Source organism: Mycobacterium sp. SMC-17 (genome assembly GCF_045310915.1).
Lineage (GTDB): Bacteria > Actinomycetota > Actinomycetes > Mycobacteriales > Mycobacteriaceae > Mycobacterium.
On the sequence record NZ_JBJIAK010000002.1, the window covers coordinates 191,303 to 214,010 of the forward strand.

The following is a 22,708-nucleotide window of genomic DNA, read 5'->3' on the forward strand; positions in this document are numbered from 1 at the left end:
AACCTTTGAATCCGCCGCATCCGGTGACGACGGCGGCGCTGATCACCTAAGTTCCTAAGAGGCCCCGGCAGCGCCGGCGGGGAGTACCGCCGTAGGAAAGTAGGTTTCATCGTGTCGCAGCCACCACAGTGGCTGGCAACCGCACGGATGCTGCGCCACCTGGGCTTCGGAACCACCGGAGCCCAGGTGGACGCTGTCGTCAAGCAGGACTGGTCGGGGTATCTCGATTGGGCGCTGAGCCTCGATCCGAACGCCGACCCGGGTGCCATCGCGACCCCGATGCCGAAATCCCCCATCCCGCAGTACCCGCCGTCGGGTGCCTCGGCCACCGAGATCGCCGCATTCGGCCAGGAACTCGTGGCGCGCATGCAGGAACTGTCGGGCTGGTGGTTGCGCCGCATGGCCGCCGTGCAGCAGCCCATCCACGAGAAGCTGACGCTGTTGTGGCACAACCACTTTGCCACCTCGGCAGAGAAGGTCAACGCGGCCCAGTTGATGGGCGAGCAGAACGAGAAGCTGCGCACCCTCAAGCTCGGTGACTTCGGCAGCCTCGCGTGGGCCATGCTCACCGACGGTGCGATGCTGCACTGGCTCGACGGTGACGTGAACACCGCCGCGGCACCCAACGAGAACCTGTCCCGGGAGTTCATGGAGCTCTTCACCATGGGACATGCCAACGGCTACACCGAGATCGACGTCAAAGAGGGCGCCAAGACCCTCACCGGGCGGCACCTGAAGCCCGACGGCGGTACCGTCATCTACGCCGAGCACCACGACGAGTCCGTCAAAACCGTGCTCGGTGTCACCGGCAACCTCACCGACACCGACTTCTGCAACATCGTCCTGCGTCAGCCCGCCTCCGCCGCGTTCGTCGCCGGAACCCTCTGGCGCCTGCTGGCTTCGGACCAGCCGGCCTCCCCCGACACCGTGAGCCGCCTGGTCGCCGCCTACGGACCCAACCGGGACCTCAAGGCGCTCACCAAGGCCGTCGTCCTCGATCCCGAATTCACCAAGGCCGCCGGCACCGTCGTCAGCACTCCGGTGGAATGGCTGATGGGGATCGTCCGGTCGCTCGCGGTTCCCCTCGACGACGAGCACGTCCTCGCCGACCTCGACCAGGTGCTCCGGGTGATGGGTCAGCGTCCCTTCTATCCACCGGATGTCGGCGGGTGGCCCCGCGGCCAACTCTGGTTGTCGACCAACAGTGCGGCAGCGCGGGTCTGGGCCGCGAACCGGCTGCTGGCGCTCAGCGACATCAGCGCCGTCGAGAAGATGGCGTCGAGCGAGCGGATCGACGGTGTGGGCTATCTGTTCGGCATCGGCGCCTGGTCGGATCGCTCGGCAGCCGCGCTCAAACCGTTGGTCTCCGATCCACACCGGCTGGTGGCAGCGGCCGTCATCACCCCCGAGTACGTGACGTCCTGAAGAGATCCCCATGCCCGAGTTCAATCGCCGCAAATTCCTGATCGCCAGCGCCGGGGCCGGCGCCGCCGGTCTGCTCGGTGGCGTCGCCGCGGTGACGCTGCCGGACCTGCTGCGCGAAGGTCAGGACCGTCCGCTGCAGACCAACCAGGGCATCCTGGTGATCGTCACGCTCTACGGCGGAAACGACGGCCTCAATACCGTTATCCCGTACGCGGACAACGCCTATCACGACGCCCGCCCCGAGCTCGCCTACAAACCCGAGGAAGTGCTGCACCTCGACCCGGCCTTCGGGCTCAATCCCGCGCTCACCGGGATGTCGAAGCTGTGGCAGTCCGACAAGCTCGCGATCGTGCGCGGTGTCGGCTACCCGAAGCCCGACCGCAGCCACTTCCGCTCCATGGACATCTGGCAGACCGCCAATCCCGTCGACGCGGTCACCAGCGGCTGGATCGGCCGCTGGCTGGACAGCACCGGCGACGACCCGATCCGGGCCGTCAACATCGGCACGGTGCTGCCGCCCCTGGCGGTCGGCCAAAAGCACGTCGCAGCATCGCTTTCCGACTTCGTGCCGGCCATCCCGCCCGATGTCGCACGCACCTTGGCCGCGCTCAGCGCCGACGATCCGAACGACACCACCGCCATGAGCCAGGTGTGCGAGTCGTACCGGTCCAACCACTCCACCAACAGCCGCTTCGCACCCGTGATCAACGGCCGGCTGCAGACCATCGGTCAGGCCGACAACCAGTTGGCCAGTGACCTGGAACTGGTGGCCCGCTGCATCCGCGCCGGGGTGCCCACGCAGGTGTACATGACGCAGCTGCTGGGCTTCGACACGCATGCCGACGAGCGCGCCCCCCAGCAGGCGTTGCTCAAGACCCTCGACGACGCCCTGACGCCGTTCTTCCACAAGCTCCAGGGCACGCCGTACGGCCGCAACGTGGTGGTGCTGATGTACTCCGAATTCGGGCGGCGGGTCGCGGCCAACGCATCACAGGGCACCGACCACGGCACGTCCGGTCCGGTGTTCATCGCGGGCACTCCGGTCAAGGGCGGGTTCTACGGCGACGAGCCGAGCCTGACCGATCTCACCGACGGCGATCTGAAGACCACCGTCGACTTCCGTGACGTTTATCACGAACTGCTCCACGGCACCCTAGGCGCCGATCCGGAGCCGTCGGTCGGGCGCGGCCGGCGGGATCTCGGATTCCTGGCCGGCGGCAGGTGAGACCCCGAGAAAGACAAAACGCCGGACCTGTTGTCAGGTCCGGCGTTCGTACGTACCCCCGATGGGATTCGAACCCACGCTACCGCCGTGAGAGGGCGGCGTCCTAGGCCGCTAGACGACGGGGGCTAGAACTTCCGGAGCGATAGCTTAGCTCAGTTGCGCTGGCTGACCTAATCGCTCCGGCAGCTGGGGTACCAGGACTCGAACCTAGAATGGCTGAACCAGAATCAGCTGTGTTGCCAATTACACCATACCCCATTTGATGCCCATCACCGCAGGTCACGGGCATCTTCGGCCTGGAAACCTCAGCGGATGTTCGCCGCTTTGCGCTTTCCGGGCCGACGAGCAGACTACCAAACAGTTGGCCCTGCCTTTAAATCGCCCGCTCACAGGCCGTTTCGGGCCGCCTGCAACCGCGCCAGACTGCGCTCACGGCCGAGCAATTCCATCGACTCGAACAGCGGCGGGCTGACCGTCGCGCCGGTGACCGCCACCCGGATGGGACCGAACGCCTTGCGGGGCTTGAGTTCCAGGCCGTCCAGCAGCGCCGCCTTGAGCGCGGCCTCGATGTTGGCGGTGTTCCACTCGCCGACGCCCGCCAAGGCGCTCAGCGTCGCGTCCAGGACCTCGGCAGCCTCGGGCTTGAGTTCCTTGGCCGCCGACTTCTCGTCGATCACGTAGGCGTCGTCGTTGAAGAACTTCACGAGGTCCCACGCGTCGCCGAGGACCACGATGCGGGTCTGGATCAACTCGGCCGCCGCGGCGAAAGCCAAGGCGTTCAACGTGGTGTCGTGGCCGTGCGCGTCGAGATACGCCTTGAGCCGTGCGGCGAAGTCCTCCGGGGCCAGCCGGCGGATGTGCTCGGCGTTGATGGCGTCGGCCTTCTTCTGGTCGAAGCGCGCCGGGTTCGAGTTGACGTCGGCCACGTCGAACGCCGCCACCATCTCGTCGAGGCTGAAGAGGTCGTTGTCGTCGGCGATGCCCCAGCCCAGCAACGCCAGGTAGTTCAGCAGGCCCTCGGGGATGAATCCGCGGTCGCGGTGCAGGAACAGGTTGGACTGCGGGTCGCGCTTGGACAGCTTCTTGTTACCGTCACCGAGAACGCTTGGCAGGTGGGCGAATTGCGGCACCGCGTCGGCGACACCGATCCGGATCAGCGCCTGGTACAGCGCGATCTGCCGCGGCGTCGACGGCAGCAGATCCTCGCCGCGCAGCACATGGGTGATCTTCATCAGCGCGTCGTCGACCGGATTGACCAAGGTGTACAACGGCTCTCCGCTCGCGCGCGTGATCGCGAAGTCCGGAACCACGCCGGCGGCGAAGGTCGTCTCGCCACGCACCAGGTCCACCCAGGAGATGTCCTCGTCGGGCATCTTGAGGCGCAGCACCGGCTTTCGGCCCTCGGCCTCGAACGCGGCCTTCTGCTCGGCGGTGAGGTCGCGGTCGTAGTTGTCGTAGCCCAGCTTGGGGTTACGGCCCGCCGCGAGGTGCCGGGCCTCGACCTCTTCGGGCGTCGAGTAGGCCTCGTAAACCTCGCCCGCGGCAAGCAGTTTCGCGATCACGTCGCGGTAGAGGTCGCCGCGCTGCGACTGCCGGTACGGCTCGTAGGGGCCGCCGACCTCGGGCCCCTCATCCCAGTTCAGCCCGAGCCAGCGCAGCGCGTCGAGGATCGCGTTGTAGCTCTCCTCGCTGTCGCGCGCAGCATCGGTGTCCTCGATCCGGAAGACGAAGTCGCCACCGGTGTGTCGCGCGTACGCCCAGTTGAAGAGGGCGGTGCGGACCAGGCCGACGTGCGGCGCGCCGGTCGGCGACGGACAGAAGCGAACCCTGACAGGTGTGTTCACGTTATTTCCCTTTACGCACAACAGGATTGGAGAGGGTGCCGATACCCTCGACGGTGATGCTGACGGTGTCGCCGTCCTCGATCGGGCCGACGCCCTCGGGGGTTCCGGTGAGGATGATGTCGCCGGGCAGCAGCGTCATGACGGCCGAGACCCATTCGATGATGGCGCCGACATCGTGCAACAGCAGCGCGGTGTTGCTGTCCTGCCGCTTCTCGCCGTTCACCTCGGTGCGGATGTCCAGATCGGCCGGGTCCACGGCGGTCTCGATCCACGGGCCGACCGGGCAGAACGTGTCGTGCCCCTTGGCCCGCATCCACTGGCCGTCCTTCTTCTGCTGATCACGTGCCGAGACATCGTTCGCGATCGTGTAGCCGAGGATGTAGTCCTTGGCCTTGGCCGCCGGGATGTCCTTGCCCGGACGTTCGATGACCACCGCCAGTTCGCCCTCGTGGTGCACGGGGTTGGCGTCGGCGGGCAGCTGGATCGGGATGTTCGGCCCGATGATCGCGGTGTTCGGCTTGAGGAAGATCACCGGATCCTCGGGCGGCTCGCTTCCCATCTCACGGGCGTGTGCCGCGTAGTTCTTGCCCATGCAGATCACCTTGCTGGCCAGGATCGGCGCCAGCAGCCGGACGTCGGCCAGCGGCCAGGAGCGCCCGGTGAAGGTGGGGTTGCGGGACAGGTACTGCTCAGCGATTTCTTTGCAGACCGCATCGGAGTTCGGGTCGCCCTCGATCACCACAAAAGCGACGCCGTCTGGACTGGCAATTCGACCTAGGCGCATCCGTCCAGCCTAGTGAGGCCCGCTGGTCAGCCCGCGAACTGGGCTTGCAGGAAGGGAGTCGAGTCGGCCATCGAGGTCAGCACGGTGCTGGAGTGGTCATCCTCGGGGTAGACGTACAGCGCCACGTCCTGGCCGTTGGCCTTGAGCTGATCGGCGAACTTCAGGGTCGACGACGGCGGTACGTCACGGTCCTTGAGGCCGACGCCGAGGAAGATCGGCCGGTCGTAGCCCGCGATGGGCGTGCCCATGAAGTCGGCCAGCGCCCGGCGCATGTCCGGTAGCGACGCCAGTGGGGCGGAGAAGAACTGTGGCGGCGTGAGGCCCGTCACCGCCGCACTCAGTGGTGCGGTGCACAGGGTCTCGGCCTGGTCCGCCGCGGTCAGACCGGCCGGCGTGAGCACACTGTTGACGTCCGGGCGCAGCTCCCGGAAGCCGGCGAGGATGTAGGCCGTGTAGGCCGACGCGATGGGACCCAACCCGGGCGGCAGCACCATGTCGGGGCCTGCCGTGATGATGACGTCGTCGATGTTCGCCGGGGTGCCGGTCGCCACGACACCGCGGTAGTCCAGGCCGCTCCCCTTGCTGAATTCGGTGGCCCACCGTGCGCTCGCGACCGCCGCCGCGCCGCCCTGGGACTGACCGACCAGAGCCCACTTCGGCGACAGCGGCAGGTTCATGTGATGCGCGGCGATCACCGAATCGATGATGGCGTGCGCGGTGGCGACGCTGTTGAGGTAGCTCATCAGACCCGGGGTGCCCAGACCCGTGTAGTCGGATCCGACGACGACGTAACCCTCATTCAGCCAGTGGCTCAGATACTCGTTGTCGCGTGCGCTGCGTGGCTGCGCCGAGGGCGTGCAGTCGTCACCCAGGCCGACGGTGCCGTGCGCCCAGGCGATGACGGGCCAGCCGCCCGGCGGGGCCTCGCCGGGCGGCACGAACACCACGCCGGTACTGACCGCCGGTGAATTGTGTTGGTCGGTGGTCGAATACAGGATTCGGTAGGCGCGGGCCGCACCGGCGACCGACAGCTCGGGGTTCAGCGGGACGGTCCGGATGAGCCCACCCGGCGGCGATACCCGGTCCGCGAACGCCCGGGCGTCCAGGCCCGACCAGTTCGGCGCAGCTGCCGATGCCGTCGGTATCGGTGCCGCCACCAGCATCAGGCCGGCCACGAAGGCCCCCGTCAAACGTGAGAAGTACGCGCGCTGAGCCATGTTGCCGACCCTAGTTGTTCTCATATATTGAGAAATGGATTCATATCTTGAGAAGCCTGGTGGCACCATGAAGCCATGGTCACCAACGTCTCAGCCGTCCGCCGCTGGTCGATGCTGGTGATCGCGCTCGGCTCGACGATGTGCGCCAACGTCTTCATCAACGGCGCCGCCTTTCTGATCCCGACGCTGCACGGCGAGCGCGGCCTCGACCTGTCGCGTGCCGGTCTGGTCTCCGCCATGCCGAGCTTCGGCATGGTCCTGACGCTCATCGCGTGGGGCTGGGTGGTCGACCGGGTCGGCGAACGGTTCGTGCTGACCGTCGGGTCGTTGCTGACCTCGGCGGCGGCGTTCGCGGCGGCGTGGGCCGACTCGTTGGTGGCGGTCGGAGCCTTCCTGTTGTTGGGCGGCATGGCGGCCGCGAGTTCCAATTCCGCGAGCGGCCGGCTGGTGGTCGGCTGGTTCCCGCCCGAGCAACGCGGGCTCGTGATGGGCATCCGCCAGACGGCGCAGCCACTCGGAGTTGGGCTGGGCGCCTTGGTGATTCCGCGCCTGGCCGAGTCGTCAGGGGTATCGGCCGCGCTGTTGTTCCCCGCGATCGCCTGTCTGGTCGCCGCCGTGGTGACCGTCATCGGCGTCATCGATCCGCCCCGGCCGCCCCGATCCTCCGCCCCCGCAACCGATCTGGCCAATCCCTACCGCGGGTCGTCGGTACTGGCGCGCATCCATGCCGTGTCGGTGTTGCTGGTCGCGCCGCAGTGCCTGGTGTGGACCTTCTCGCTGGTGTGGCTGATGACAGCGCACGGCTGGTCGGCCGGCGCGGCGGGCGCGATGGTGACGGTGGCCCAATTGTGCGGTGCCGCAGGGCGAATCGGCGCCGGCCGGTGGTCGGATGTGATGGGCTCGCGGCTGCATCCGGTACGCGTGATCGCGGTTGCCGCCGGGGTCTCCATGGGACTGCTGGCGTTGACCGACTACCTGCACTGGCCGGTGGCCGTGTTCCTGATGGTGGTGGCGTCGGTGGTCACCGTGACCGATAACGGACTGTCGTTCACCGCAATTGCCGAAATCGCAGGGCCGTTCTGGAGTGGCCGGGCGCTGGGTGTGCAGAACACGACGCAATTGCTGACGGCAGGCATCGTGCCGCCGGTGTTCGGCGCCCTGATCGGAGCCTTCGGGTTCCCGGCCGCGTTCGCGGTGTGCGCGCTGTTCCCGGTGCTGGCCGTGCCGTTGGTCCCGGTGGCCGCAGACCCGTTGCGCGCCAACCCTGTTTCCGACCCCGTGCCGCATTGATCGTGCGCCTGCGCCGTGCGACACTCGCAAGTCTTCAGCGCTGACGCACAGTCGATCGCAGCGCGCGTCGACTCCAGTCACAGCCGTCACTCCAGCCGCGGCCCTCCTACCTGATACCGATCTCTCACCTGAATGATCGAATGGCGGCGCGCAGCCGTCAGCAAGTCCGCCGCACCGAGCGCGACCTCGCCGTAAAGAAGTTGTGGGTCAACTCCGTTCGCGCGTAGCAACGGATCGGCGCGTTGCGAAACGCTGCCCTTGATCCCGAACCATTCGAGGAGTTCAGCCACCTGCGGCGTGCCGAATCGGCCGATGGAGTGGTTGGCTCGGCAGATCACCCAGGCCACGGCGGCCGCTCCGCGTTCCAACGATGCCTTACGACGGAAGATCGCTGGATCGGCCACCGCAGCACGGCCCAGGAAGCGACGCATCGCCGTCCGGTGCTCGACATCGAAGAGCTCGTCCGCGCAGCGGTCGCACAGGGCCAGCACCTTCTCGACGGCGGGCCGGATGTCGTCGGCTATGCCCGCCCAGTCAAACGACTCATCATCCAATGGCTCGTCGGTCAGATTCTGCAACTGGAAATGGCCGCCGACCATCGCGTCCAAGCGCTCGAGCATGATCTCAGCGAGGCTTGGGTCGTCATCGTCGAATCCGCCGAAGCCCTCCCCCAGCAACCGGGCGGCCAGCGCCGCCGCACCCTGCGGACGATCCGTCCGGATCATCCGCTGAAATTCGCCTTCCCATCTACCGACGGACGTCAAGGTCTCGGCCGTGAGGGTGGCGCTGATGCCTTGGCCGAGATGGCAGTAGGCGATGAATGAGCGCAACACGTTCGGTAGCTGTGCGAGATACCCCGTGTCCGCCACTATCTTTCGCGGAGCCCAGTCCACGAGGAGGATTTCAACGTTGACGGGGCTCCAGCGGTAGGGATCACCGGGTCCCCATTCGGTCGCGAACCACAAGATCGAGTCCAGCAGACCACGCGCATCGGCGGTGTCCATGGCGTCACCGAACCGCGAGGCGAAGAAATCGTCGGCGATTGCCGTTCTCTCCTCGTCGGTCCATTCATGACGTTCCGGCACCGCGCCTCCGGCCGGCTGCATACGCACCAGCCACTCCACGAGAGGCCGGCACATGGGCCAGGACTCCGACTCCAACGGCGGGAACAATCGGGATCCGTAATCGATCGCCTTCTCGACTATCGCCCGCGCCTCAGCCGGGTCGAACGGTGTCAGTGACTGCCCGTCTTCGATCGACGGTTGTAGCCGCTCCAGCACGACTGAAATCGGTTCCGGAATGACGAATGCGTCTTTGACCACCGTGCCCATGTTGTGGTCGACATAAACCAGCGCCGTCAGCTGCCGGCCGTCGGGCAGCGTCGCGCCGAAAAAGTAGTCGTCACCGTCGCCAAGAACGTGCGTCAGGAACCACACTTCCGGGTCGGCACGGGTATTCGCCAGGGCGCCAAGCCAATTCGGCAACGGTTGGCGGCGCGCGGCCAATTCGCGATCGATACGCGCCGCCATCGCCTGGTCCGGCACCAGCTCGCGGACGACGGACAACGCGGCCGTGGTCTGCGCGAACGAGGTACCGATAAACGACTCGATCAGGGCGTCGAGACTGGGGCCATCGTCATCGCGGGCCCAGGGATTGCGAGAGCGCGGATCGGTGGCAGTGATCAGCCCACTCACGAGTTCGAGCAATGCCAGAGGCTGGTCGGAGCGCAACGCAGTACGCAGCGCCTGGAACAGCGGCTGATCCTCGGGTCTGACCGAAGGCGGAGGCGGCACCGACCGAAGGTGACGCTTGGGTTGCTTGCCACGGGCAGACTTTGACATACCGGTCAGCGTAGGGTGTCGCTGATGGACGGAGGGTGAGCGAACCGCTCCTCACCTACGGATTCGTGTCGGACCGGGCGCGAAACCACGACAATTCAAGTGAAGTACCTGAGGTCAAAATCTCTTTGTGACTTCACTTTGTCCGGCCACTTCGACCAATTCTCGCAAGAAGGTGTCCGGAAGGGGACACCGCGTGGAATAGGCTGGGTCAGGCACCAACTCGGCGAAAGTGGAACAGCATCGTATGCCCGCGCATCTCGAATCCGACGAATGGGACGACGACCACAGCGATCTCGATGCTCTTGGCTATGCCTCCGACTCCGTCGAATCGGACACCGACGGCACCGACCTCGATGCCGTCGCCGCGACTCCCCCGGACGACGATGACGCGGTCATACCCGTGTCATCCGCCAGCAACCCGGCCGACACCATCACCGTCACCGCGTATCTCACCGGCGTCATCGCGCGCGTCGACCTCGACAGCAGCGTCACGGCGCTGACGGAATCCCAACTCTCCCAGCAGATTCAGGCGGTGGCAGAGGTGGCGGTGAAGCGTGCTTCCGCGGTCATGCACATCGCGATGGTCAAGGTCCTCATGGACGACGGCATGGACTTTCCGCAGGCGCGGGACTTCGCCGAGAACATGCTGCCGTTCACCACGCCCGCCCAGGCCGACGCTGCTGCCGTCGAACTCGTCGCCCGCTTCGCAGACGGCGATCTCGACCATGCCTGACGCCGGCACGACGAAAACCCCGAAGCGGGGACTCCAAAAGTCCGTACTCGTTGGCGCCGTTGTCGTCTGCTTGATCTGGGCAGGCGCCAGTGCATGGTCAGGCCGCTATGTGACCGCAGCTGTGGCATTGGGCCTGGCGGCATGGTGGTTCAACGCGCTTCGAGCCCCGTTCGCCATGACCACCGCGGCCCCGGAATGCAGTTACGACGCGAACGGCACCACGTTGCATCCCGACCAGCGCCTGGAGCGGGTGGGACGGATGACGTACGTCCTCGGCATCCCGGCGTGCGCGGCGATGGGATTCCTGGGGATCTACGACATGGTGCATCAGGGTATTTCACCGCTTCACCCATCAGCCGGCGACAATCCGGTCGAGGTCATCGGGCGCCTGTACAAGCTCGCCTTCGGGGTGTGCGCATTCGTCTTGATTCCCTTCTGGCTTAGCCAGCGCAAGAACGGGATGGGCTGGATCCGCCTGAACTCTGACGGATACCAGTTTCTGGACGGCCTGAAGACGGGTAGCGGGCGCTGGAGCGACCTCGAGGCGGTGACCGACCAATTAGACGGTGTGGAGGGACGCTTCACTCCGCTGGTGTTCCGGTCGGCCGACGGCAGCATTGCCTCAATCGAGTCCTCGGCAATGTACGCCGGGCCCGACGGCCGTCCGCTGTACGAACTGGTGCGGTACTACTGGCAGCATCCCGAATCTCGGGGCGAACTCACCAACGGGCAAGCGCTCGAACGATTTACCCGATATCGCGATGACGCCGCACCATCGAAGGGGGTACGCTGATGGGGACGATGGTCGACCTCTACAACTCTGCGAATTACTGGTACAGCGGCTACCAGCACGTCACCGGAATGGGCGAGAGTCCAGGTTGGGCGGCGGGTGGCATCGCCGCGGATTTCGTCGGATTCATGCAGCCCATCGGCCACGCAGCGGCAAGCGCCCTCGGGGCCACGAGAGCGGCGGCGGCACTCGAGACGCCCATCATTGAAGCCGCCCTGACCTCGATGAACGTCATGAACAATCTGTGTGGCTTCGGCGGCCCGGACAAGGGCGAGCAGTTTGCACAGGGAGCAGACGCCTTCAATGCCGTGAAAGACGAATTGGGATCGTGCCGCCCGCCGGACAGTTGGCAGGGCAGCAGCTCCGAAGCCTACGAGGATCGCAACACCGAGCATCAGCAGCGGGCAGAGTCCTTGGCAGAGGTCGACCGCACGATTCACGACGTCCTGAACAAAGAGGCCGAGCAGGTGGAATCGACCCGGACCAACATCGATCACAACCAAACCATCCTCACCGCCTTCATCCCGCCTGCGGTCGCCGCCATGGCCGTGGAACTGCCACCGGGCGCCGGCATAGCGCTGTCCATGTCGATCCAGACCGCCGGTGTCGCCGCGACTCTGCCGTTCTGCATGGAAGCCTTCGCCCAACTCGGCAGCGACGCCGCGCACAACGCCACACTCATTCGCCGTGCCGGGGCGTCGTACGACCAGATCGCATCGGCGGCGCAGGCCGCCACCCAGGCAGGGAGCTGATCATGAGTGGTGAATTGAAGGTCACACCAACAGATTTGACCGAGCTGTCCGGCAGGCACCAAGGAGTCGCCGAGCATCTGGGCACCGCGGGCGCCGTCACCGAGGGCGCCACCGGGAGCGTCGTGCTGACCCACGGGCTGGTGTGCAGTCTCACCTCGGCCGCTCTGGGCTCCGCGCAGTCATCGCGCGACGCAGCGGTTCGGGCGATGCAAGCCGCCTCGAACAGCCTGGCCGGCCGGCTCGACACTGCCGCGAGTAAATACACCGCGACCGACGCTCACGAAGGCTCGGTATTGGACCAGGAGATGCCGCCTCGCTGAGAAGGTGTTGCTTTGGTGTTCGACGTCCGCTGTCTCGGACGGATGCCGCCGCCCCTACGCCGAGCGTGGTACCTGATGAGCCGACACGCGAACGCACACCTCGGCGACTCGCACGCTCGGCGTAGTCGCCAGTCTCAGCTAAGACCAGATCTGGATGGCCCGCGATCTATCGCAGCTCACGAGGCCGCAATGAACACCTCGTCGTTGTGCCACTCCAAAAACTCTCTCGCCGGACGATCTGCTCGACGGTCGGGGAGATTGATGCGTTGGCCCTCCCGCTGATAGAACCAGTCACCGTTGCCGAAGCGCTCACGCAGCGCGGGGCTGACCCGTAATCGGTGCTTGGGGTCGACCGCAATGAAGCCACGGTCAAACAGCGTGTGAACGTCCGAGCGCAGCAGCAAGCCGTTGTCGATGCGATGGTCACCACCCGCCGCGACCGGAAATATGTGCGCCGCTTCGAGAACCGGTCGCACTTTGTCGCCGGTGATCGCACAGTGGTGGTTGTAGGTTTCGGCGACAACCGCCTTGAAGGCCTGCTGACCGATGCGCGGGACCGCGAGGACCGGCGCGCCGCGCGTCATCTCCGACAGCAACGGAACGTGGGCGTCGGCGAGGAGTTGATACTGCAGCAACGCTTCGACGACCGAGTGCCCTGGCCCGATCGACTCGAGGTCGTAAGCTCGCCCACGAACGAGGTTGAGCGCGAAGTCGTCTGGGGCAGGCAGAGTCTCACCCTCATCGAACAACACCACGTTGTTCAGGTAGACGCATCCGATCAGGGGGTCCTCGAACCGGCCAAGCGGATGGTTCCGATACTGCTCGATGCTCGCTCGCAACTGCTCAAACGAATCAACCCCGTTCGCGGCGCCGAGCAAGTCCCACGCTTCTCCGACGGTTGAACGCGCGAAGCCGGAGAACATGCCCACCCCGACAATGCGGTTACTCAGCGCAGGATATTTGCGGTCAACGTGTGTCTTGAAGACAAACGCCTGACCTCGCGCAATAGCACCAAACCCCTGACCCGCGCTCGGCAGCCAGAAGTTGACTTCGTCATGCTCCGGACCGCTGGCGAGCAGACGGCGATACCAGTCAAGGTCAGTGACGCCGACGTACGCGTTCATTCGAAGATCGCCGTCACCAACTCGGGTACAGACACTCCTAATACGTCGCTCAACGCGACGAGTGTCGACAGCCGCGGGTTCGCCGGCCTCTTGGTCCTGCGGTTGCTCAGACCGTTCTCCAGCAGTTGGTAGTGGTTGCGGCTCATGCCCGCAGCTTCAGCCACCACTTCCTGAGTGAGCCCACGCGCTTCGCGCAGATTGCTTAGTCGTCGCCCGAGAGCCTGCGCCAGAGCTCGTTCGATCTCGGACTGCGGCACCCCTGCAATCTGCCGAGGCACCAATTCGCCGTCGACCATCTATACATGGCTTATGATCCGGATTGGTGGATGTCGCCGTCTATAGATGGCTAGAGCGAAGGGGGCAGGTGATCAGTTACATCACCGGCACCTTGTTCAGCCCGCTCCGCGATTCGCCCGTACTCCCCGCCGAGCAGCCATGAAAGACGGTCGCTGGGTCACGATCGCTGACTCGCAGTTCGCACACGAAAAGGAAGGCCTCGACGCCGTCAAGCGGGTGCTTCCCGACGCGCCGCCGTTCCGGGCCTGGGCCAACTTCGAATTCCGCGACAATCGCGGCCGCTGGCACGAGGTCGACCTACTGGTCCTGGCCCGCGACACCCTCTATCTGATCGAGCTCAAGCACTACCGCGGCATCCTGCGCGGCAACGACCACGTCTGGATGCGTGACGGGCATCGCGCCGAGGACTCACCGCTCCTGCTGGCTCGTCGCAAGGCCCAGTACTTCGCCTCACTGCTCAAAGACGCTATGCGCCAACGCGGTGGGCCGGAGGCCGCAAGAAAGATCCCGTTCGTCCAGGAATTGGTGTTCCTGCACCACGAGCAGTTCGTCTGCGATCTGCCCTCAAGTTCCCGGATCAATCTCTACGGCTTGGACGGTCACACCCGAACCACCGGACTGCCGGGCATCTCCGAGCGGCTGATGGCTCCAGCCCGCCGCGAACCGATCTCTGAGCATGACAGCAAGCTCATCGCCGGCCTCATGAAAGCCATCGGACTGGCACCCCGGCGCCAACGCGAAGTCGGCTCCTGGATCATCGACGATCAGCCACTCGGTGATGGCGACGGTTGGCAGGACTGGCCGGCGTTTCATCACGTCAACACCGAAGACCACGCGCGAATCCGGTTCTACACCACGGCCCCTGGCGCGACGGCAGCCGATGTGCACGCACACAAACAGGCCGTCACTCACGAGTACAACCTGCTGTCTCGGCTCACCTACGACGGTCTCCAGGCACCCAAGGACCTGGTCAACGAGCCGGAGCTGGGTATCGGTCTGGTGTTCGGGCAGCCGAAAGCCGATACCCCGCTCGACCTTTGGCTGGCCGACCACAAAGACACGGTCACGCTGGCCGAGCAGTTGGACCTGATCGCCAAGATCGCCGACATCGTGCACTACGCCCACCGCAACCGGGTAGTGCATCGCACACTGAACCCGCGCGCCATCGCGATCCGCGAGCGTGGCAAGACACTGCTGCCCCAGGTCACCGACTGGGACAGCGCCGGCGTGCTGCCAGCCAACCCCGATACAGAGGTCAGCCGGCTGTCGTCGGGGTCGCTGAGCCTGATGGCCGGCACGCCCAGCGACACTGCACGGTTGTTCGCCGCACCCGAAGGCCAGCGGCCCACTGATCCCGCCCGCATCGATGTGTTCGGCCTTGGCGCCCTTGCTTTTTACATCCTCACCGGCGGAACCGCGCCCGCCACCGAACGGGGCGAACTGCTCGACCGGCTGCGGCGTGACCGCGGGCTGGACCTGGCGGCCGAGCTGCCGCAAGTGCGGACTCCGTTGCGGCAGTTGGTTCTTGATGCCACGCATCCGAGCCCAGCCGAACGCACCGCCGATGTCGCCGATTTCGTAGCTCAACTCGCCGCGCTCAATGAGAAACTGTTCGAGAAATCCACCGGCACCGACCCGTTGGAAGCTTCCCCGGGCGCCGAATTGGCCGACGGACGATTCCTCTACAAGCGGCGCCTCGGCGCGGGGTCGACGGCGGTAGGCATCCTGGTCGAAGACCGTCAGGCCGGCGAGGCCGAGCGAGTGTTGAAGGTAGCCAGGGACTCTGAGGCTGCTGAACGACTTGCCGCCGAAGCCCAGATTCTCGGCCGGTTGGACAACAACGAACGGATCGTCACGCTCCACGCGATGGTGCCGGTTGGTCCGCGCATGGCGCTGGTGCTACAGAACGCCGGACGCACCACGCTGGCCGAGGAACTGACCGGCGGCCGCCGGTTGTCCATCGACGTGCAACAGCGCTGGGGTACTGACCTGCTGACCGCGCTGGTGACCCTGGAACGCAAAGGCATCACCCACCGCGACATCAAACCGTCGAATCTGGGTGTTTACCAGTCAAGTTCACGCGCCAACACGCATCTGGTGATGTTCGACTTCTCGATGGCCGGCGTCGATCCCCGCAACGTCGAGGCTGGCACTCCCCCATACTTGGATCCGTTCCTGGGCACCGGAACTCGCCGCCAGTACGACTCGGCCGCCGAACGTTACGGCGCCGCAGTGGTGCTGTTCGAGATGGCGACCGGCACGACGCCTCAGTACGGACCGGACCGCAACGCCAACCCAGTCACGGTCGACGACGACATCACGATCAATGCCGCGATGTTCGAGCCCACGTTGGCAGCGGCAATGGTCAGCTTCTTCACCTCGACGTTGTCCCGCGACGTTGAACGCCGTCCCGACACTGCCGAGGACATGCTGCGGGCCTGGCAGCAGGTTTTCGACGTCTCGCACACCGACACCGCGAGTGGTGACGAGGCGGCCGAAAAAGCTGATGCCACAACCACACTCACGGCAGCCGGCCTGAGTCCTCGCGCAGTATCGGCACTGGTGCCCGTCCAGGTCACCACCGTCGGTGAGCTGCTGGCGTTGGATTCGACGGCGCTGAATCGGTTGGTCGCGCGTGAGGCCAAAGACACCAGCAAGGAGATCAAGGACCGCTACCAGGCGTGGACCAAGCGGTTGGGCAGGCAGAAGCAGACACCGAAGACCACGCTGATGGGTCTGGACGAGGCGGTGTCTCGGCTCATGTCGGCCGTCTCCGGCCAGCGGGCGTCGACCCGCAAGGATGCGGCTGCGTTGATCCTCGGTGTCACGCCCGGCCTGGATGCATTCGCAAGTAGCACCGAGCTCGCGGAGAAGCTGGGCAAAGCCACTCAACGTGGACCGCAGTTGCTCAGAGAGCTGCAGGGTGATTGGGGTAGTAACCCAGCGACGCGCGAGCTGCTGGATGCGGTCATCGACATCGCGCGACGTGTGATCAACGACTACGGCGGCGTGGCAGCGATCAGCACCCTGACCGCTGAGATCCGGGCGCGGCTCCCCCAGACCGATATCGGTGCCGGCGACACCGCGGCACATACGTTGGCCGAACGGGCGGCCGGTGGGCTACTTCGAGTCGCGCTGGACCGCCTCAGCGAACACGAGCTACTCGACGGCGATAAGCAGCTGCTGCGTCGCCGTCACGGTCGACGACTGGCCCTGCTGGCCGAGGACGAAAGGCTGCTTGCTGCAGCTGATTCCGCGGCCAAGCGAGCGAACGACTTGGTATCGGCTGACGTCGATGCCGTTATTCCGCCACACACCGCTGCCCGGGAGTTGCGTACGGCATTCCAGGCCGGTTTCGACTCGGCATCTGATGGGAAAGCCACCGCGCCGGTACCCAGCGATGGACGGTTGATCCGGCTGGCTGCGTCGATCGGCCACAACACCGCGGTGTCGGGTCGCGGCGAGCTGCACAACGCGAATATGTCACCTTCCGCAGCGGTGCAGGTGGCGTTGACTGGTCTGGCGCAGAGCGAATCACTATCGGCGTCGCAGATCCGTAGCCGAGTGACCGCACGCTTCCCCGATCTGGACAAGGTTCCGACCCGGCCACATCTGGACGCCGTACTCGACCGCACCGATCTGAAACTCAAGTGGGACAACGACCGTCAGGTCTACTTCTTCCCCGACGCGCAGCCGGCCAGTGCCACCACCATGCACACCCGCGCACCCACCGATCTGCCGGCGGCTACCCATTCCACCGAAGCGGTCGATGGTGCACCGAACAACCTCGCGACGTTGAACCGCTCGATCGATGAGTGCGGTTTCGTCGCGATCGGGGTGCACGTACCGCCTGACCGTCCCGGCGAGCATGAGCGTGTTGCCCAACTGCTGGCCGAAGCCCACGGCGGCCGGGTGGTCGATGTGACGACTCGATTGATCGCGTCGATGCGAACTCTGGCTGAGCAACAAGGTGTTTCGTGGGATCTGATCCGCGGGGCCGATGCGGCTGAGGCCGGCACTGTCGATGCCCGCGGGTTGCGCGCGGTGATCGACCGCGTGGTGCCGCTGCTGCGGGACGAACTGCAAGCGGCTGTGTTCGACGGCGAAACCAGCCGCGCACCACTGATTCTCACCGAGGTGTCGCCGCTGGCCCGGTACGGACACCTCGACGTGCTGGCCAAACTCAGCGACCTGGCCGCGCCGCGGCGCCGACCGGTGTGGGTGGTCCTACCGCAGCTACGCGGGCAGACCGGGGCACTGGTGGACCGAAAGCCCATCCAACTGGGCTCTCCCGGTGGGCAATTCGTGTTGTGGCGGGGTGTGCCTGCCGGTTTCGATGAAGGAGTCAGGTAAATGGGTTGGGCACCAGCAGATTTGGTGGCGGCGCTGCGTAAGCAGGTGCTCATGCTGGAGGCCGACTTCAAAGTGCGCGTCGACGGCGATGACCCGCACCTGCGTGAGGACGGCGTGTACGAGGCGTGGAAACGCGACTACGACATCGCATTCGCCGCGAAACGCACCGCGTGGACCTGGCTGGAATGGCGCAATGACCGCATCACCCAGGCCGCAGTCGGCTGGGTACTGCTGACGGCGTTCGCTCGCTACTGCGAGGACAACGCCTTGGTTAGCCCACGCTGGATCGGCGGGGCGGATGCCGACCAGCGTGCCCATGCGCTCGACGCACGGCGAGCCTACTTCCAGGAGAACCCAGAGCACACCGACCGCGACTGGCTCCGCCAGATCATCGAGCACTTCGGCAAGTTCGACGCCACCATGGCCCTGGTCGACAAGTACGCGCCGCTGCATCTGGTTGCGCCGTCCGGTGACGCCGCACGCGCGTTGCTTGAATTCTGGTGGCAGCTAACCGATAACGGTGAGCCTGTCTATCTATTCATCGGTGAAGACACCCGATTCCTAGGCGACGTGTACCAGGACCTGTCCGAGTACGCGAAGAAAACCTACGCGCTGCTACAGACCCCCGAGTTCGTCGAAGAGTTCATCCTCGACCAGACCATGGAGCCGGCGCTGGCCGACCGGCCACTCGAAGGCTTCACGGTCATCGACCCGACGTGCGGGTCCGGCCACTTTCTGCTCGGCGCTTTCCATCGCCTGCATGAGCGGTGGCAGCGGGAGGCGCCCGGGCTCGGCGCACGCGAGTTGGTTAAGAACGCGCTCAACGGCGTGTACGGCGTCGACATCAATCCGTTCGCGGTGGCGATCGCGCGGTTCCGCTTACTTGTCGCAGCCATGCGGGCCGCCGGCGACAAGACCATCGAGCTGGACATTGATTACCGGCCGCACCTGACGGCTGGCGACAGCTTGCTGTGGGGTGCACCTCAACATTCGTTGCCCGAGGACTTGCTGGCGCGGGATACATCAAAGGCGTATCCCACTGAGGACGAAGACGCACTGGAAAAAATCCTGCAGCGAGGACATGACGTTGTGGTGGGCAATCCTCCGTACATCATCCCGAATGATCCAGCGCTCAACACCATGTATCGCGAGCGGTACAAGACAACCCATCGCCAATACGCGCTCTCGGTTCCATTCATGGAACTGTTCTTCCACCTCGCCTATGGTGTCTCGGGCCGCCGACCGGCAGGTTGGACGGGACAGATCACCTCAAATTCGTTCATGAAGCGCGGGTTCGGATCCAAGTTGGTCGAAGAGTTCATTCCGACGGTGGACCTACAATTCGTAATTGATTCTGAGGGTGCGTGGATTCCTGGACACAACATGGATGGAACGCCGACTACCATCCTCTTCGGACGCAATCGCCCGCCAGTTGCACCGACTGTTCGGGCGGTGCTCAGCAAGGGCATCCGGGAGACTTCGGCCGACGCCGCTGAGCGCGGACACGGACCGTACTGGTCTTCAATCGTCGAACACGTCGGCACTGCCGGCTACGAAGACGAACACATCAATGTCGAAGACATTCCACGCGATACATTAAAAGCACATCCATGGACACTCGCGGGCGGTGGAGCTGTCGATCTGAAACGTAAGATCGAATCGGCATGCTCGCGTCGCCTCTCTGAATCCATCTCTCCTCCAATCGGCCGCGCAATCCGTGCAGGTTCGGATGAGGCGTTCATACGTCCCGCATCTCACACACGTTGGCGTGGCGATTCATATTGCCGTCCTGTGTTGCTCGGCGAGGAAATACGGGACTGGTCTGAAAACTGCGAGAAACTCATCTTGTACCCGTACGTATTTGGCGCCAACAAAGTGCGCTCGGATTTTCCTCCAGACGAGCTTTGGCATCTGCGAACACAACTCCGACAACGCAAGACATTCCAGGGTGTAATGGAGGATGCTGGCCTCAAATGGTGGGAATATATGCAACACACCGCTAGTGCCTATTTCACCGAACTATCCATTGCTTTCAGCAATGTGAGCAGTCATAATCACTACACATTGGACCGCGGCGGACGCGTATTCACGTCTCACGCCCCGGTGATCAAACTCAGCGAGGACGCATCCGTGCAGGATCACCTGCGACTGCTGGGAGTCCTAAATTCATCTGTGGCGTGCTTCTGGCTAAAGCAGAGCAGCCAGCCAAGGGGCGGCGCAGCGGAGCATACATGGTCACGAACTTATGAGTTCACCGGTACCACGCTCCAAGCATTCCCGTTGCCGGCAAGTCTCCCCGGCGAACTCCCAAAGATTCTGGACCGCATTGCACACGACCTTCGTCAGCAGTTTCCGACTGAACTCGCCAACCGCCAAGCACCCACCGCCAGTGCCCTCGAAGCCGCAAGAACCGAGTCAAACCGAATGCGCAACTTGATGATTGCCAACCAGGAAGAACTCGACTGGGACTACTACCGCATCTACGGCCTGATCGACGACGACCTCACGTACCCGGGCGACTTGCCGGGTATCGCCCTCGGCGAGCGCACATTCGAGATCGCCCTGGCCCGCCGTATGAAGGACGGCGAGCAGACCGCCTGGTTCGATCGGCACGGCTCCACCCCCATCACCGAAATCCCCGAACACTTGCCTGCCGATTATCGAGAGCTGTTGCAGCGCAGGCTCGATGCCATCGAGTCGAACCCCCACATCCGCCTGCTGGAAAAGCCGGAATACAAGCGGCGCTGGGCATCTGAGCCTTGGGACAAGCAGGTCGAATCCGCATTACGAGGCTGGCTGCTCGACCGGGTCGAGGACAAGGCACTGTGGTTCGATCGCGATGGCCGGCCCACCCCGCAGTCGGTGGCACAGCTCGCCGACGTCCTCGACCGCAATGAGGAATTCCGGAATGTTCTGCGGTTGTGGGCCGGCGACCCCAACATCGCCACGGGTGCCGCGCTCGCGAAACTGCTTGCCGATGAATCAGTTCCGTTCCTCGCGGCCTACCGCTACAAGCCGTCTGGACTCGACAAGCGGGCCGCATGGGAAGACACCTGGGCACTGCAGCGTCGAGAGGACGCCGGCGAGAAACTCGCCAATCCCATCGCCGTACCACCGAAGTACAAGCCCGCCGACTTCGCCAAACCGTCGTACTGGTCGCACCGCGGCAAGCTCGACGTGCCCAAGGAGCGGTTCATCAGCTACCCCAATGCCGGGCGTGATACCGATTCCACCGAACTGCTGGGCTGGGCCGGCTGGGATCATGCCGACCAGGCGCTCTCTCTGGCCTCGCTGATCAGTCAGCGGATCGAAGATGGTTGGGACACTGCGAAACTCACGCCGCTGCTGGCCGGGCTTCATGAGCTCCAACCGTGGGTTCGGCAGTGGCACAACGAAATCGACCCCGAGTACGGCGAATCGGTATCCGACACCATCGACGATGAGCTGACCACCCGGCTCACCGAGCACCACCTGACCGTGACCGATCTGACGTCGTGGCGACCTGCGGCCCAGCCCCGACGAGGACGGTCGGCACGATGAACCTCAAACTACCGTCGGGCATTCTAAAGCCCCGGAAACGTGATGATCAGCGGTCCTCCGGGGCAGTTCGATCCCCACTATACCCGCACCACGCATCCGTTTCTCGTCCGACGGTCCCATTGCGGTCGATCGGATCGTCGGCGACTCAGCACAAGCAACAGATCCACCGTCAGGACATCACTGAGCCCCGGCGACATATCCGAAAGGTACAGGTCCACCGGGGCTTTTCACCGCTAACTCTACAACCCGGAAAGGCGCCAGAACTGTGCGTCAATCGGGTCCGTCGATCCCACACGATTGGGAGCCCGTCAGCCCACGGTTCCTGTCGGTGGGCCCGGATACCGTCGCGTGATGGTCACCAAGAAATGTGGAAGCCCCGGCAACGTGGCAATCAGCGGTCGTCCGGGGCTGTTCAAAGCCAGCATACACGTCGGGACCGTCTGAGGGAAAGAGCGATGACAAGCTCCGCGCCCATTCTCTCCGACCGAGATGGCGAGTGGGTCGACGAATGGCTCAGCGCCGCCCGCCTCACTACCTATCTGACCGCCGCCGCGGGATCACGCCGCAACGCATTGGCACTCTACGAATGGAACATCGCGGCTGCATGCGCCATCCAGCAGGACCTGTGTCACCTGGAGGTCGGACTGCGCAATGCCTACGATGCCGCGATTCGGGCACATTGGACCGGCCCCGCGGACTGGACCAGCCAACCTCTAGCTATGTTCCCTACAACGCCAAGCACGCGGGGGCGCGGAGGGAGCATCAACCCGAAGGAAGTCGTCGACGTCAACACCAGACCGCGGACTCTGTTGCTCAAAGCCCGCCAGGACGCCGGCGGTGTCGCAGCACCGCCGGGCAAAGTGATTGCCGAGCTGAGCCTCGGATTCTGGCGTTACCTGTCGGTCAAGCGTCACGATCAGACCCTCTGGGTGCCCTATCTCCATCACGCGTTCCCACCCGGGACAGACCGTGCGCGTGACGTCGACGCGCGTATCCATCGTCTGCACACCCTCCGCAACCGGGTCGCCCACCACGAGCCGCTCCTCCGAGTGAACTTACCGGGGCGGCTGGCAGATATCACCGACCTCGCAACCCTGATCAATCCCGATCTAGCCGCCTACATCACCGCGACCACTCGTATCCCCCAGGCCATCGCCGAACGCCCGTGAGAGA

16 protein-coding genes and 2 tRNA genes are annotated in these 22,708 nt (G+C 64.8%); 10 read left to right on the plus strand and 8 right to left on the minus strand.

Going from position 1 to position 22,708, the window contains the following annotated elements:
- Positions 1–111 precede the first annotated feature (111 nt).
- Both ACJH7A_RS02235 and ACJH7A_RS02240 read left to right on the plus strand, forming a co-directional pair.
- Positions 112–1,425 carry a DUF1800 domain-containing protein gene (locus ACJH7A_RS02235; RefSeq protein WP_406801363.1) on the plus strand — a complete coding sequence of 438 codons (1,314 nt, stop codon included), beginning with the start codon at positions 112–114 and terminating at the stop codon, positions 1,423–1,425.
- 10 nt (positions 1,426–1,435) lie between these two features.
- Positions 1,436–2,650 (plus strand): DUF1501 domain-containing protein, encoded by a 1,215-nt coding sequence (locus tag ACJH7A_RS02240; protein WP_061001002.1) that lies wholly within the window; start codon positions 1,436–1,438, stop codon positions 2,648–2,650.
- Positions 2,651–2,703: 53 nt separating this feature from the next.
- Here ACJH7A_RS02240 and ACJH7A_RS02245 read toward each other — a convergent pair.
- From ACJH7A_RS02245 to ACJH7A_RS02265, 5 genes are all read right to left on the minus strand, one after another.
- Positions 2,704–2,776 (minus strand) — tRNA-Glu (locus tag ACJH7A_RS02245).
- Positions 2,777–2,836: 60 nt separating this feature from the next.
- Positions 2,837–2,908: transfer RNA gene (locus ACJH7A_RS02250), tRNA-Gln, on the minus strand.
- Between the two features lie 128 nt (positions 2,909–3,036).
- Positions 3,037–4,494, minus strand: a complete 1,458-nt coding sequence (gene gltX, locus ACJH7A_RS02255; protein ID WP_138248783.1) for a glutamate--tRNA ligase — start codon at positions 4,492–4,494, stop codon at positions 3,037–3,039.
- 1 nt (position 4,495) lies between these two features.
- The gene (locus tag ACJH7A_RS02260; RefSeq protein WP_029105771.1) at positions 4,496–5,278 is read right to left on the minus strand and encodes a fumarylacetoacetate hydrolase family protein; all 783 of its coding nucleotides are present in this window, start codon (positions 5,276–5,278) and stop codon (positions 4,496–4,498) included.
- A gap of 26 nt (positions 5,279–5,304) precedes the next feature.
- A complete protein-coding gene (locus tag ACJH7A_RS02265) occupies positions 5,305–6,495 on the minus strand; it encodes an alpha/beta hydrolase family protein (RefSeq protein ID WP_406801364.1) in 1,191 nt (396 codons plus the stop codon).
- Positions 6,496–6,570: 75 nt separating this feature from the next.
- Between ACJH7A_RS02265 and ACJH7A_RS02270 the strand changes: the two genes are divergently transcribed.
- The gene (locus ACJH7A_RS02270) at positions 6,571–7,785 is read left to right on the plus strand and encodes an MFS transporter (protein ID WP_138248782.1); all 1,215 of its coding nucleotides are present in this window, start codon (positions 6,571–6,573) and stop codon (positions 7,783–7,785) included.
- Positions 7,786–7,871: 86 nt separating this feature from the next.
- On the opposite strand, the gene ACJH7A_RS02275 is transcribed toward ACJH7A_RS02270, so the two are convergent.
- Positions 7,872–9,329 carry a hypothetical protein gene (locus tag ACJH7A_RS02275; RefSeq protein WP_406801365.1) on the minus strand — a complete coding sequence of 486 codons (1,458 nt, stop codon included), beginning with the start codon at positions 9,327–9,329 and terminating at the stop codon, positions 7,872–7,874.
- Between the two features lie 541 nt (positions 9,330–9,870).
- On the opposite strand from ACJH7A_RS02275, the gene ACJH7A_RS02280 reads away from it, so the two are divergent.
- The 4 genes from ACJH7A_RS02280 to ACJH7A_RS02295 are packed head-to-tail and all read left to right on the plus strand — an operon-like array spanning position 9,871 to position 12,221.
- Positions 9,871–10,359 carry a hypothetical protein gene (locus tag ACJH7A_RS02280; RefSeq protein ID WP_138248780.1) on the plus strand — a complete coding sequence of 163 codons (489 nt, stop codon included), beginning with the start codon at positions 9,871–9,873 and terminating at the stop codon, positions 10,357–10,359.
- A complete protein-coding gene (locus ACJH7A_RS02285) occupies positions 10,352–11,152 on the plus strand; it encodes a hypothetical protein (protein WP_138248779.1) in 801 nt (266 codons plus the stop codon). Before ACJH7A_RS02280 ends, ACJH7A_RS02285 begins: the two co-directional genes overlap by 8 nt.
- A complete protein-coding gene (locus tag ACJH7A_RS02290; protein ID WP_406801366.1) occupies positions 11,152–11,901 on the plus strand; it encodes an EspA/EspE family type VII secretion system effector in 750 nt (249 codons plus the stop codon). The genes ACJH7A_RS02285 and ACJH7A_RS02290 overlap by 1 nt, the downstream gene beginning before the upstream one ends.
- A 2-nt stretch (positions 11,902–11,903) precedes the next feature.
- Entirely contained in the window at positions 11,904–12,221 is a 318-nt protein-coding gene (locus ACJH7A_RS02295; protein WP_138248778.1) for an ESX-1 secretion-associated protein, read from the plus strand.
- A 176-nt stretch (positions 12,222–12,397) separates the two neighbouring features.
- Here ACJH7A_RS02295 and ACJH7A_RS02300 read toward each other — a convergent pair whose 3' ends face one another.
- Positions 12,398–13,345, minus strand: coding sequence for an HNH endonuclease (locus ACJH7A_RS02300; protein WP_138248777.1), 948 nt, complete (start codon positions 13,343–13,345; stop codon positions 12,398–12,400).
- Positions 13,342–13,641 carry a helix-turn-helix domain-containing protein gene (locus ACJH7A_RS02305; protein WP_138248776.1) on the minus strand — a complete coding sequence of 100 codons (300 nt, stop codon included), beginning with the start codon at positions 13,639–13,641 and terminating at the stop codon, positions 13,342–13,344. Before ACJH7A_RS02305 ends, ACJH7A_RS02300 begins: the two co-directional genes overlap by 4 nt.
- Positions 13,642–13,780: 139 nt before the next feature.
- Between ACJH7A_RS02305 and pglW the strand changes: the two genes are divergently transcribed.
- From pglW to ACJH7A_RS02320, 3 genes are all read left to right on the plus strand, one after another.
- Entirely contained in the window at positions 13,781–17,995 is a 4,215-nt protein-coding gene (pglW, locus tag ACJH7A_RS02310) for a BREX system serine/threonine kinase PglW (protein WP_138248775.1), read from the plus strand.
- Positions 17,996–21,535: a BREX-2 system adenine-specific DNA-methyltransferase PglX gene (gene pglX, locus ACJH7A_RS02315; protein WP_138248774.1), complete on the plus strand. Its 3,540-nt coding sequence runs from the start codon at positions 17,996–17,998 to the stop codon at positions 21,533–21,535.
- A gap of 455 nt (positions 21,536–21,990) precedes the next feature.
- Entirely contained in the window at positions 21,991–22,704 is a 714-nt protein-coding gene (locus tag ACJH7A_RS02320; protein ID WP_138248773.1) for a hypothetical protein, read from the plus strand.
- The last annotated feature ends 4 nt before the right edge of the window (positions 22,705–22,708 follow it).

Bases quoted from the DNA above. Each gene is read 5' to 3' on its own strand.
- ACJH7A_RS02240 (WP_061001002.1), top strand. From the start codon at position 1,436: ATGCCCGAGTTCAATCGCCGCAAATTCCTGATCGCCAGCGCCGGGGCC.
- ACJH7A_RS02260 (WP_029105771.1), bottom strand. From the start codon at position 5,278: ATGCGCCTAGGTCGAATTGCCAGTCCAGACGGCGTCGCTTTTGTGGTG.
- ACJH7A_RS02265 (WP_406801364.1), bottom strand. From the start codon at position 6,495: ATGGCTCAGCGCGCGTACTTCTCACGTTTGACGGGGGCCTTCGTGGCC.
- ACJH7A_RS02270 (WP_138248782.1), top strand. From the start codon at position 6,571: ATGGTCACCAACGTCTCAGCCGTCCGCCGCTGGTCGATGCTGGTGATC.
- ACJH7A_RS02280 (WP_138248780.1), top strand. From the start codon at position 9,871: ATGCCCGCGCATCTCGAATCCGACGAATGGGACGACGACCACAGCGAT.
- ACJH7A_RS02285 (WP_138248779.1), top strand. From the start codon at position 10,352: ATGCCTGACGCCGGCACGACGAAAACCCCGAAGCGGGGACTCCAAAAG.
- ACJH7A_RS02290 (WP_406801366.1), top strand. From the start codon at position 11,152: ATGGGGACGATGGTCGACCTCTACAACTCTGCGAATTACTGGTACAGC.
- ACJH7A_RS02295 (WP_138248778.1), top strand. From the start codon at position 11,904: ATGAGTGGTGAATTGAAGGTCACACCAACAGATTTGACCGAGCTGTCC.
- ACJH7A_RS02300 (WP_138248777.1), bottom strand. From the start codon at position 13,345: ATGAACGCGTACGTCGGCGTCACTGACCTTGACTGGTATCGCCGTCTG.
- ACJH7A_RS02305 (WP_138248776.1), bottom strand. From the start codon at position 13,641: ATGGTCGACGGCGAATTGGTGCCTCGGCAGATTGCAGGGGTGCCGCAG.
- pglW (WP_138248775.1), top strand. From the start codon at position 13,781: ATGAAAGACGGTCGCTGGGTCACGATCGCTGACTCGCAGTTCGCACAC.
- pglX (WP_138248774.1), top strand. From the start codon at position 17,996: ATGGGTTGGGCACCAGCAGATTTGGTGGCGGCGCTGCGTAAGCAGGTG.
- ACJH7A_RS02320 (WP_138248773.1), top strand. From the start codon at position 21,991: ATGACAAGCTCCGCGCCCATTCTCTCCGACCGAGATGGCGAGTGGGTC.